Raw genomic sequence first — 13,168 nt, forward strand, 5'->3', positions numbered from 1 at the left:
AAGGTGTAAAAATGAAAAAAATCGCTTATGTTACAACAGGAACAAGTGCGCAGTTAATCAGCTATTGGGATTACGCTCATTACATGGATCAATTAATTTATGCTGATGACCTTCCTAACTTTAATCTAGCAGAATTCGATGCAGTCATTCTTTCTTGTCATGGTCATAGTGACCGCATATTGCCACACAAAAAACAACTTAACGAATATGTTAGAAATGGTGGCTTTCTTTTAATTTTTGCACTTAACAATGTTGATAAGCTTTTAGATGTTGTAGATATAGAATGGGTCGATTCAAAAATAAAGGATTGGTTATGGTGGACTAAGCCAGGTGGTAAAATAGAGCTATATGTTCCAGATAATATTAATCATTCCTTTTTTGATTATGTAAAGCCTGAGAATTTACGTTGGCACTGGCATGGATCATTCAAAGGAAATCACAACGGTACTACATTGCTCGGGATAGAAGATACTGATGAGTCCGTTATCGTTGATTTTGACAATTTAGAAGGTGGCGGTAGAGTGTTTATCACAACGCTAGACCCTCATAGTCATAATGGACAACGATTTATGCCAGCAGCAATGAAACTACTTCAAGAATTTTACCCATGGATTCATAACGAGCTTGGTATTGATCGAAATCAGATTAATCCGTTTAAAGTGGCTTATTTGCAAACAACATCGTTTGACTCTGAGAATAAGCCTTCCTATTTAGCGAAAACCTTTGAAGGCACAGGTGGACAAATCGAATACTATGGCGTTCGTCCTATTCCGGATGAGGTTTGGGATTGTGATATCATCTATTACCCTGGTCTTGGTGACAATATCTATATGCAGCGATACTCGGATAGAATGATGGAATATGTCAAGAATGGTGGACAACTCATATTAAATATAGAAGTAGCTATATGCTGGCTGCCATTTTTAAAGCCATTCCAAACGGTACCGCCAACTCCTTATACGAATCTCAAGGTAAGAATAGAAAATGATCCATTTGAATTTTTTAAGAATATGCCAGATGACTTTGATGGGTGGAGCGGCATACTAGGGCAGTATTCAAGAGGATTTACGCAATTGCCTGAAAATGCTATAGGTCTTACATCCATAGGGGCTGAAAATGCAAAAAACTCAGCAGATTACATATGGCAGTACCCTACATTAGATGGAAGTGGTGGAAAGGTGTTCGTGCATAACGGTGATAATATGGTGCGATATCCTGATCACGGTGAGCATAAAGAATGCCTTGTTCGTGATATTTGTGTAGGTCTTATGAAATATCGCAGAGCAGTTGTACCTTTTGCTGGGGTGCAAGTGAAAGAATGAAATTATTAGGAGACAAAGATGAAAAAAATAGCTTATGTTACAACCGGAACAAGTGCACAGCTGATCAGCTATTGGGATTTTGCTCATCATATGGATCAATTCATATATGTGGAGGACCTGTCTAACTTTAATTTAGAAGAATTTGGTGCAGTCATTATTTCTTGTCATAGTCACAGTGACCGCATTCTGCTTCACAAAAAGCAGCTTAATGATTATGTTAGAAATGGCGGATTTCTACTCATCTTTGCACTTGATAAAGCTGATCAGCTATTAGACGTTGTAGATATAGAGTGGGTTGATTGTAACACTAAGGATTGGCTATGGTGGACGAGACCAGAACGTAAAATAGAACTATATGTTCCCGATCATGAAAACCACTCCTTATTTGAATATGTGAAACCTGAGCATTTACATTGGCACTGGCATGGTGCATACAAGGGGAATCATAACGGGACTACATTGCTTTCGATAGAAGATACTCATGATTCCGTTGTCATTGATTTTAAGGATTTAGAAGGCGGGGGTAGAGTTTTTATCACAACACTTGACCCTCATAGTCATAACGGTCAACGATTTATGCCAACAACAACTAAATTCCTTCAAGGGTTTTATCCATGGCTTAATAACGAGCTTGGAATTGATCGAAATCAGATACAACCATTTAAAGTGGGTTATTTACAAGCAACAGGGACAGATTCTGTGGATACTCCCCCGTATTTAGCGAAAACGTTTGAAGGTACAAGCGGACAAATCGAATACTATGGAATCCATCCTATTCCAGATGAGGTTTGGGACTGTGATATCATCTATATCCCTGGTCATTGCGATCAAATATATATGCAACAACAATCGGATAGACTAATGGATTATGTTAAAAATGGCGGACAACTCATATTAAATATAGAGGTTGCTGTATGCGTGCTTCCAATTTTAAAACCATCCCAAACGGTACCGCCTGTTCCCTATACGAATCTCAAGATAAGAGTAGAGAACGATCCCTTTGAATTTTTCAAGAATATGCCAGAAGACTTTGATGGCTGGGAAGGAATACTCGGGACGTATGCAAGAGGATTTACTGCATTACCTGAACATGCTTTAGGTCTTACATCTATAGGGGCTGAACATGCAAAATACTTCGCCGATTATATATGGCAGTATCCTACAATAGATGGGAGTGGCGGCAAGGTCCTCGTGCATAACGGTGGCGATTTGATACGATATCCTGATCACGGCGAGCATAAAGAATGCCTACTTCGCGATATTTGTGTCGGTCTTATGAAATACCGCAGAGCCGTTGTGCCTTTTGCCGGGGTACAAGCACCTTAGTGAAATGTTCTCAGAAATGTGTCCGTATGTGCCAGCGACGATCGCTTTCCTAAATTTAATAGGGAATCGGTCGTTTATCTTTTTATGGGAAAGAGTTATATTCTCTCACCTTATTTTCAATTACCATGCTTTTACTTAGCTGGACCTCTGTGTTGATGAAGAGGTCCAGCTAGCTTAAGGGCATTGAACAGGGCGGATGGGCTTAAAGCATTCTTGAATGATGGGCGTATTGAAATTGACAATAATCCAGGTGGAAAAAGTGTTAAATGCTTATGCGAATGCACAATATATAACAAAAATGCATACAATTGTTTCACGTGAAATATTAAAAACGTATGACAATATGTCTGCTCCAACGGTTCTTTATGTATTTGAGCAATTTACGCTCAAGGAAAATCGATCCAATACAGGTGAAAGAAAAGCATTTAAAGAGTCGATAAACTATGCTACATTATCGCGGTTTAACTTGATCAAATTTTTAAGACTTTTTAATAGGCAAGTAAATAGGTCACCAAGATTTCCTTTCATATGTTAATAAAGATACTATTACAAATAGGGAAGGAGATTTAAATGGTCAATAGAAACTGGTTTGATCCGTTTGGCGGTAATACAGGTCAAGGTTTCTTTAACAATGCACAACAATTGCCAGCGCAGACTTCACCGACGCAATATGCATCACCACAAGTATCACCGTCAAGACAATATGTTCAAAGAAATATTACAAATACGGTTGTACCACACATTCACCCTTCACACTTAACTACTGTTAATCAACATTATATTAATAACCAACATTATTTCCCTCATACTGAATCGGTAATAAATGAATGCTTTGAAACAAATACAATGTGCGGAACGCCATTTAGACCAAATGGGTGTGGCTGTTCTAAAAGAAGAGGCTGGTAATTAAAGCGGTTGAGTAGAGAATTAAGAATAATGTTCTCAGTTAGTGGGACATGGCTTTCTGAATAATTGAACTGAATAATCCATGAAATTTTTCGGAAATATGTGGTGAGAGAGTAGTGAATCTCTCTACATTTAACAAAAAGCAATAAAAAATCGAAATGGCATTTGTGCCATTTCGATTTTTTATTTGGACTAAAACTAATTCTGTCTGAGCCTCGTTTTACTCAAGATTCATTACTAAAGGGTAAGTATGAAATCATTTCGCGCTATTTTGGGGAGAAATGTGTTTTCTAATTAAAATTAGTTGCTTTAGCTATGAAGTAAATCTGATTTTTAATGCTCATATTTATACTATATTAGGATCTTTTGTTAATAAGTTCAAAGTAAAGTATTGATGCAAGGCTTATTTACAACTTTATTTTTAAAGAATTATTCCTCTTTTTACTACAAAATAATCCATTTCTCTAATTTTCTTTAATTTAAAAATTTTATTCGTGTTTTGTATAGACTAAACGACTTTTATCCCATATAATATTCCCTATTCTTCATTAAAAACGAACATTAAGGTGGTTTTTATGTTTAAATATACGCAAATTTTCCGAGGGACTGCTTTTTCGAGTAAGTCATCTAAAGAAATACAAGTTTTAAAAGATTATCTGTTTTGCATAAATGCTGACGGAATGATTGAAAAAGTAGTTGCACCTGAGGATGCTGACTATCAAGAACTACTAAATAGATATCGAGGGAAAGAAAACTTCCACCAGTTAGCGGAAGGGCAGTATTTCCTACCAGGCTTTGTTGATTTGCACGTTCATGCACCTCAATGGGCACAATCTGGAACAGCACTAGATATTCCCCTTTCTGATTGGTTAAACACATATACCTTCCCAATTGAATCGAAGTTCTCAGATTTAAATTTTGCTAAAGAGGTCTATGAAGATTTAGTAAGTACATTACTAGCAAATGGCACAACTACATCACTCTATTTTGCTACTGTTCATAAAGAGGCTAGTTTATTGCTCGCTGAAATATGTGCCAACAAGGGACAACGTGGTCTAGTAGGAAAAGTTGTGATGGATGATCCTGAGCAAACGCCAGAATTTTACCGAGACGCTGATATTCAAACAGCATTAGCAGATACAGAAGAATTCATTATAGCTGTTAAAGAATTAGCGAAAACGACGAAACAAGGAGTTTATCCGGTTGTCACACCACGATTTATCCCAAGTTGTACAGACGGTGCTTTAAAAGGTTTAGGAGAATTGGCTGATAAGTACGATACTCATATTCAATCTCACTGTAGTGAAAGCGATTGGGCACATGGTTATGTAAAAGAGCGATTCAATAAAAATGATGCGTTTGCATTACATGATTTTGGTTTATTAGGCGACAAAGCGGTTATGGCACATTGTAATTTTTTAGATGATGAGGATGTAGAACTATTTGCCGAAACAGGTACTGCTATTAGTCATTGCCCGATTTCTAATGCTTACTTTGCTAATAGTGTTATTCCGGTTGCTCATTTCCATTCAAAAGGAGTCGATATTGGTTTAGGCTCAGATGTTTCTGGAGGTTTTTCTCCAAGCCTTTTCGATAATGCTAGACAAGCTGTAATGTCATCTAGAATGCTAGAAGACGGCGTAAATCCATCTCTCCCTGCTGAAAAACGTGGCGTAGCAAATTCTCGTATTACAATTAACGAAGCATTTTATTTAGCAACAGCAGGCGGTGGGGAAAGTTTAAGTTTACCAATTGGCCGTTTACAAGAAAACTATGCATGGGATGTACAAATAATTGATACGAAAATAGCATCTGCAAAACTACCGATTTTCGATGCGAATGAAAATTTAACTGATATTTTTCAAAAAATCATGTATCTTGTTCGACCTGAAAATATTCTTGAAGTTTGGGTGCAAGGCAACAAAGTGCATAACAGAACGGTATAAACGAAAGTTCAATATCCTAAAACGTCGATAAATTGAATTAAACAAATTAAAACTTTGAGGTGTGCAATAAGTGGAAACGCAAAAAAACAAGCAAGCTAACAATCAAAGCAGTACCCAACAATTAACCGTTTTACCTGATGATAAAATCTCATTTGGTCAATCAGCCTTTTTAGGATTACAACATGTAATGGCGATGGATGTGTATGTAGTACCCTTCCTTATTGCGTTGTTAATCGGTTTACAATCAGGGCAATCTTCAGCGCTAATACAATCAACATTTATTGCAGCAGGAATTGCAACAATTGTTCAAACATATTTTTGTATGAAATTGCCGATTGCCCAAGGTCCGTCTTATGTTCCGCTTGGTGCCATCGTGGGTATTTATGCTGCTAGTGGTGGTGGCGAACTTGGCTGGAGTTCTGTGCTTGGGGCAAGTTTAATCGGTGCTATATTAGTTATTATTTTAGGATTTACGGGTCTTTTTAATAAGATTGTAAAAATTTTCATTCCGCCAATCGTCGGAGGTACGATTATCTTTGTCGTTGGTCTTTCATTAATGCCTGTTGGTTTAAGTAGCAATATTTATAATGGAGCAGGTGCTACAATTAACCAAAACATTTATTTAGCGCTTATTACAGCTACGGTTTTAATCGTTTGCGTTATGATAGGTTCTTTCTTCCAACAAAAAGGTCGCATCTTCCGTATTGCTTCGGTTCTTATTGCGTTAATTGCAGGGAGCATTGCAGCGAAATTTATGGGAGTACTAGATTTATCGGCAGTCTCACAAGCTAAATGGTTTAGCCTGCCACAAATTCCGTTCTCTGATTTTAGTTTCACGTTTAATGCTTCTGCGATTATAACAATGGTCATTATTTATATTGTATTAATGGCTGAAACAACAGGTACTTGGTTTGCGATTAGTAATGTTATCGATCAACCGTTAACAGATAAGCAAGTAAATCGTGGAGTGATTGGTGAGGGGATTGGTTGTTTCGTTGCTTCTTTCCTTGGTTCAACACCAGTTACAGGATACTCAACTAACGCAGGTGTCATTTCAATTACAGGTATTGCAAGTCGACGTGTCTTCGTAGCTGCGGGGATTTGGTTTGTATTATTTGGGTTTTCAGGTAAACTAGCAGCCTTAATATCTGCTATTCCTTCAGCAGTAATTGGTGGTGTGTTCGTCATCGTTTGTGGCATTATCGCGATTAGCGGTTTGCAAGTGATGAAAAATGTAAGAATCGGCGAAAAAGAAATGTACGTTATTGCGGTTCCAATGATTTTAACACTTGCATTAACATTATTACCTAAGGATTTCTTATATTCTTTACCGACGACAGTACAATATTTATTTGGCTCTCCAGTAGCAACAGCTGCAATTGCCGCAATTGTATTAAATAAAGTTTTACCAAGTGGCAAATAGCCAATAATAAAAATAAAGGAATTAACTAGCTAAATTCTAGCTAGTTTTTTTGTGGTTAGAAAAGTATTAATTTTTATTGAACTTTAAGAAAAGATATTGTGTCGTGCGCTTTGGTGAGAAATGTGTTTTTCTAACATTTCTATTCTTGTATGAACACGGATTTTCACTTTCCTCTTATTAGTTTTTTAACTAGCCAAAATACAATTTTAAAATGGTCGAGTTCATTAAATTGGCACATAAAAGTACCGAGGCTACTATGGTTACGTAAAGTAACTAATAGCAGATAGGTAATGGAAAATAAAACTATAGATTCTGTTTGTTAAAGTTTTTGAGAGAATACAATTCACATTATTGACACAATAAGCAAAAACGATTATTATTCGTTTAGTCGTAAACTTTTTAGATGTATACTTTTTAGCTGTATACTTTCGGAATTTAATGCTTTTTTTTAGATTCTCGCTACTTCAAATTTGGTTAAGTGAATTGATTTCCGTTAGTTTCCCACGAAAACCAGGGTTTGATAGACCGTCTGCGAATTGAAGTAGGATAGGTTAAGAAAAATAAGGAAACTAGTCAATTCAAAAAGTGCGTTGCTTTGAACAGGGGTATTTTAATACTCAAGAAGGTTATTGGTTTAGATAAGGAGATATAGCAATGAAAAAATTAGAAGGAAAAGTAGCAATTATTACAGGTGGCGCTGGTGGTATTGGTATGGGTATGGCAACTGCCTTTGTAAAAGAGGGAGCAAAAGTTGTAATTGTAGACTTAAACGCAGAAGTAGGAAATGAAACGGTCAAAACATTACAAGCGCATGAACCAGATTCAATGTTCATCCAAGCAGATCTTACAGAGCATGCTAAATTAGGTAACATCGTTAATCAAGTTGTTGACAAGTATGGAAAATTAGACATTTTAGTAAACAATGCACACGCTTCAAGAATGAACTCAATTGAAGACACAACTCAAGCAGATTTCGATTTCTCGTTTAATACAGGATTCTACCCAACATTCTACTTGATGCAAGCGGCACTACCTTACTTAAAAGAAACAAAAGGAAACATCATCAACTTCGCATCTGGTGCAGGAATTAACGGAGATGTAAATCAAGGTTCATACGCTGTTGCTAAAGAAGCAATCCGCGGTATTACACGTGTAGCAGCAAATGAATTTGGTCCATTTGGTATTAATGTTAACATCATTTCACCAATCGCTAAATCACCAGGTATGATCCAATGGGCAGAAGCAAACCCAGAATATTACGAGGGAATGCTTGCGAAAATTCCTCTAAGAAGACTTGGAGAAGTTGAACAAGATATCGGTCGCGTTGCAGTATTTTTAGCTAGCGAAGATTCGGCTTATATTACTGGTCAAACAATCATGGTAGACGGCGGATCAATTAAATTACGCTAATTCGTATTAGTTTGTTTTTAAGACAAACAAACTGCCGTGTTGCATGAAGGACAAGTAGCAAGGCAGTTTAATAAATTTTTAATAAATTATAGAATGAGGATTTCATCATGACTAAACAAAAAAATAAATTCCATTATGCTTGGTTGCTATTAATCGCCGTATCGATTATGGTCGCTCTAGGTAAAAATGGTATTTCAACAGCAGGTGGATTGTATCTAGCACCTGTTACTCAAGATTTAGGTATTGGTATGGGGAGCTTTACACTATACTTTAGTATCGCATCAATCGTTACAATGATTTTCTTGCCAATTGCAGGTAAATTAATGGCAAAATATGATATCCGCTTAATTTTAATCGTATCGATTATCTTAATGGCTGGTTCATTCGCAATGTTCGGATTCATGAGCTCAGTTTGGGGCTGGTACTTATTCAGTATTCCAATGGCAATTGGATCAATTTTTATTACACAAATGGCAGGTCCTGTTTTAATCAATAACTGGTTTAAAAAGCATAATGGATTAGCAATCGGACTTATGGTTGCAATCGGTGGTGTATTTGGTGCAATCATTCAACCAACAGTAGGTAATTTAATTGCCAACCAAGGATGGAGATTTTCGTATATTGCTTCAGGTATTGCTGTAGCGGTGATTATTATTCCAATTATTTTATTATTTATTCGAATGACTCCTCAACAAAAAGGTTTACAACCAGTTGGCATAGACGAAGTAAAAACAAGTGATGATTCTTCTGCTCAACAAGAAACGGCAAAAGGAATTACAGCTTCAGTAGCAAAAAAATCTAGCGCATTCTTTGCTTTATTTGGCTTCTTCTTCATCATTACATCGATTGCGAGCTTTAGTCAGCATCTTGCACCATTCGCAATGGGCGTTGGCTACGATATAAAATTTGCAGGTAGTGCATTAGGTGCCATGCAAATCGGTGTATTAGTTGGTGCTTTATCATTTGGTGTATTAAGCGATAAAATTGGTGCAAAAAACACAGCCATTTTCGCGATGTTATTAGGTTTAATTCCAGTTGCCATTTTCCTAACTGTTCCTGGGAACAAAACTCTTTTTATGGTAGCTATTGTAATTTTTGGTTTCATTGTTTCGTCACTAGGAACATTAGGTCCTCTATTAACAACAGCGTTATTTGGAAATAAAGAATACAGTCAAATTTATTCTACAGCTGCGATTGGTTTAGCGGTTGCTGGTATCGTAGCGTTACCTGGATATGGTTATGTTTATGAATTTACTGGTAGCTATACATTTGTACTGTATGCACTTGCTATTATGTTGATTTTAAATGCATTATTAGTAATATTAGCGTTTAAAGGTAAAAAGAAATTAGAAAAAGCAGGTTTATGGAATTAATACTACCGTAAAATGACTTTATCATAACATTGAGTAGTACATTACTTTCAACGGCGAACAGGATACGATATTTTGTACGCTTAGTAGCGATGTTATTATAAAACGGATGCTCCCTTATTACTTATGTAAGTGATAAGGGGGCTTTTTTTATTGGACAGGTATAGATCAATTTTTCAAAGAAATCCGCATTAGAAAATACGGCCAAGTGGAATTAGTAGGAGGAAATTTTCTAGCGCATTTGTATATTTCTCTTACTTTATCAATACATTGAAAGAAAGTATTCAATATAAGGAGCAATGACTATTCCTAAAATCGTTTCGGTTGGTACATACACGCCACCTTATTCATTAGCTCAGTCCAATATTGAGCAATTAACGAAAGAGCTTTTTCAAGGCAAAATTTCTAGATTAGAAAGGCTATTAAAGGTTTTTGATAATGGTGATATAGAAACACGAAATTTTTGTGTTCCACCAGATTGGTATCGTGAGGACCATACATTTGAAGAACGTAATGAACTTTATATTCGGTTAACTACAGAGTATAGTGTGGAAGTCATTCAACGGTGCTTGGCTAATCGTTCATTTCTACAAAAAGATATTGCTACAAAAGATATTGATGCCATTATTTTTGTTAGTAGCACAGGAATTTCAACGCCTAGCATTGATGCCCGTGTTATGAATGTTTTATCCTTTTCAGAGCATATTGTTCGAATACCGATTTGGGGACTTGGCTGTGCTGGTGGAGCGGCCGGCGTTAGTAGGGCATACGACTATTGTAAAGCGTATCCAAACGCTAAAGTGCTTGTAGTTTGTGTAGAGCTTTGTAGCTTAACATTTCAGAAAGAGGATTATACAAAAAGTAATTTAGTTGGGACATCTTTGTTTGCAGATGGAGCGGCCTGTGTGCTTGTTTGTGGCGATGATGTGGAGCTTGAACAGGACAGAGCTATCCCACATATCCTTGGTTGCAAATCAAAATGGATGCCAAATTCTGAAGATGTCATGGGGTGGGACGTGAAAAGCGGGGGATTACATGTTGTATTCTCTAAAAGTATCCCCGGCATCATCTCAAATTGGCTTGGTCCGTTTATTCATGAATTTTTAGGTAGCTACAATATTTTACCAGGCCAAATTAATAATTTTGTAGCACATCCAGGTGGAAAAAAAGTATTGAATGCTTATGAGGATGCCCTGAATTTAACAAAAATGCATACAAGTGTTTCACGTGAAATATTAAAAACGCATGGTAATATGTCTTCTCCAACGGTTCTTTATGTATTAGAGCAATTTATGCTCAAGGATAATCAATCCAATCCATTTGGTTTACTTGTTGCACTGGGTCCAGGTTTTAGTGGGGAAGCGGTGTTATTAGAATGGAGGGCATAAGTTGATTTTTTACTTCATTTTTGTTTTCGTTATAATTCAAAGACTAGTGGAACTGCTAATTGCAAAAAGAAATGAAAAATTAATGCGGGCAAAAGGGGCTTATGAAGTTGGAGCTTCTCATTATCCATTTATGATTGCGTTACATGTCAGCTTTTTTATAAGTCTGCTAATAGAAGTATTGTATTTTAAATCCATGGTTGTCCCATTTTATGGGTTGCTAGTTGTTTTTGTGTTATTACAACTGTTTAGAATATGGTGTTTAGTGTCGCTTGGTATGTATTGGAATACAAAAGTTATTATTTTACCTGGGGCAAATGTTGTTGTGAAAGGTCCGTACTCTTATATTCGCCACCCCAATTATTTAGTGGTATGTCTGGAAATTTTAGTGCTGCCTTTACTATTCCAGGCCTACGTTACAGCACTTATTTTTACAATTTTAAATTTCCTCATGCTTGCTGTCCGAATTCCAATAGAAGAAAAGGCATTAAAAGAGGCAACGGATTATGCTACATCTATGAAACGTAACATAAATTAACAATAGACCGATTTGAGACGTGTTTTATCTCAAATCGGTCTATAAATTTAATTGGTAAGTGTATTGTTTTACAAAAGAAAATATTTTCGATTATTGCCTGTCATATGATTTTCAGAAGGTGATAAAGCGTAATTTAAGAAAAGTGACATGCCTCTATCTACATCCTACCAAATATTTAATTATAAGTCTATTATTGGTCAAGGTAGGGTGAGATAATAATTTTGCGCAAATACATCATAACGTTATGAGAATGGTTGATGGATATGAAACAGAACATTTATGATAACTCCGAATTTTTTGAACGGTACCAGCAAATTAGAGCGAGAGAATATAATTATAACAAGCAAATAGAGCAACCAAGTTTTTTGCAGCATGTACCAGATCTTCAGGGGCTAGTCACTTTAGATATTGGGTGTGGTGCTGGTGATTTTGCTGCATATTGTATACAAAAAGGTGCGAAAGAAGTTTTAGGAATTGATATATCTGCTAATATGATTACTACGGCTAAAAAACGTCACGAGCAAGAATATTTAAAATTTATGAATATTGCTTTTGAAGATTTAATTTTACAACAGGGTCATTTTCACTTTATTAGTAGTTCTCTTGCTCTTCACTATATGGCTAATTTGCATGATGTCATCCAAAAAATTAGTGCAGCCTTAAGTAGAGGAGGGGTATTATTATTTTCAATTCAGCACCCCATTTATACCGCGAATATGGGAGAGGATAACTGGATAACAGATGAAGATGGAAATATCCTGCATTTTGCGGTGGATCGTTATCATGAAGAGGGGATAAGAAAGGAAGATTGGTTAGTAGATGGTGTCATTATGTATCATAGGTCCATTGCCACAATATTTAATACGTTAATGAATAATGGCTTATCCATTGAAAAAGTAGTTGAACCAATTCCATCAGGAGAAATTTTGCAACACGTGCCCAATTTCAAAAAAATACTTCGAAGCCCTCCGTTTTTAATCATAAGAGCACAGAAAATTTAACTCGATTCAGCAAATTCTTTTTGTACCGAAAACGAATCGACAGGTACAGAAGTCCCCTACTTCTATAAGTGGGGGATGAGTGCCGAATATGTTATTCTATTCAGCTGGATTGGAACCACGGCTGAATGGAGGATCTCAGGCTAAGGACGCCGCGTCGTGCGGCAACACCTGAGTGACTAACATCGTGTTAGCCCAATCCCCGGCAGATGGAACAGATTTTTTAGGTTTTTTTTAAGCGAGCTTGAAAAAAATCTGGACGCAATTACGCCTCGGCGTAATTGATAAACCGTCTAGACTATTTTCAGGTGGCTTTTACTAAAAAGAATCTTTTTCAATCCTCAAAAATAAGGGACCAACTCGAAATAAACTTCGAATTGGTCCCATTAATTTAGAAATATCATCATTGCGAATCACAGAAAAATATGGTATCTTATTAAAGATATACACATATTTTTATAATTATTGTATATTATCCCTATAATAATCATACATCAAAATTATGTGTGCGTCAATCTTTTTGTATCTATTTTTAAGGAGTGAA

Annotated in this window: 10 protein-coding genes; all 10 read left to right on the plus strand. The window is 36.3% G+C overall.

Going from position 1 to position 13,168, the window contains the following annotated elements; genetic code table 11:
* Positions 1–11: 11 nt before the first annotated feature.
* The 10 genes from LZ480_RS16640 (at position 12) to LZ480_RS16690 (ending at position 12,627) form a co-directional block, all read left to right on the plus strand.
* Positions 12–1,322 carry a hypothetical protein gene (locus LZ480_RS16640; RefSeq protein WP_241370676.1) on the plus strand — a complete coding sequence of 437 codons (1,311 nt, stop codon included), beginning with the start codon at positions 12–14 and terminating at the stop codon, positions 1,320–1,322.
* 18 nt (positions 1,323–1,340) lie between these two features.
* Positions 1,341–2,648: a hypothetical protein gene (locus LZ480_RS16645; protein ID WP_241370677.1), complete on the plus strand. Its 1,308-nt coding sequence runs from the start codon at positions 1,341–1,343 to the stop codon at positions 2,646–2,648.
* Positions 2,649–3,218: 570 nt separating this feature from the next.
* A complete protein-coding gene (locus LZ480_RS16655; RefSeq protein ID WP_408641633.1) occupies positions 3,219–3,554 on the plus strand; it encodes a CotD family spore coat protein in 336 nt (111 codons plus the stop codon).
* Positions 3,555–4,129: 575 nt separating this feature from the next.
* A complete protein-coding gene (guaD, locus tag LZ480_RS16660) occupies positions 4,130–5,500 on the plus strand; it encodes a guanine deaminase (RefSeq protein WP_241370678.1) in 1,371 nt (456 codons plus the stop codon).
* 70 nt (positions 5,501–5,570) lie between these two features.
* On the plus strand, positions 5,571–6,923 hold the full coding sequence (locus LZ480_RS16665) for a uracil-xanthine permease family protein (protein WP_241370679.1): 1,353 nt from the start codon (positions 5,571–5,573) through the stop codon (positions 6,921–6,923).
* Positions 6,924–7,577: 654 nt separating this feature from the next.
* Entirely contained in the window at positions 7,578–8,333 is a 756-nt protein-coding gene (locus LZ480_RS16670; protein WP_241370680.1) for an SDR family NAD(P)-dependent oxidoreductase, read from the plus strand.
* A gap of 107 nt (positions 8,334–8,440) precedes the next feature.
* Entirely contained in the window at positions 8,441–9,706 is a 1,266-nt protein-coding gene (locus LZ480_RS16675; protein ID WP_241370681.1) for an MFS transporter, read from the plus strand.
* Between the two features lie 302 nt (positions 9,707–10,008).
* Positions 10,009–11,091, plus strand: coding sequence for a type III polyketide synthase (locus LZ480_RS16680; RefSeq protein WP_241370779.1), 1,083 nt, complete (start codon positions 10,009–10,011; stop codon positions 11,089–11,091).
* Position 11,092: 1 nt separating this feature from the next.
* The gene (locus tag LZ480_RS16685; RefSeq protein ID WP_241370682.1) at positions 11,093–11,626 is read left to right on the plus strand and encodes an isoprenylcysteine carboxyl methyltransferase family protein; all 534 of its coding nucleotides are present in this window, start codon (positions 11,093–11,095) and stop codon (positions 11,624–11,626) included.
* Between the two features lie 257 nt (positions 11,627–11,883).
* Positions 11,884–12,627 (plus strand): class I SAM-dependent methyltransferase, encoded by a 744-nt coding sequence (locus tag LZ480_RS16690; RefSeq protein WP_241370683.1) that lies wholly within the window; start codon positions 11,884–11,886, stop codon positions 12,625–12,627.
* The last annotated feature ends 541 nt before the right edge of the window (positions 12,628–13,168 follow it).

Origin of the sequence: Solibacillus palustris, from assembly GCF_022549215.1 — a bacterium.
Lineage (GTDB): Bacteria > Bacillota > Bacilli > Bacillales_A > Planococcaceae > Solibacillus > Solibacillus daqui.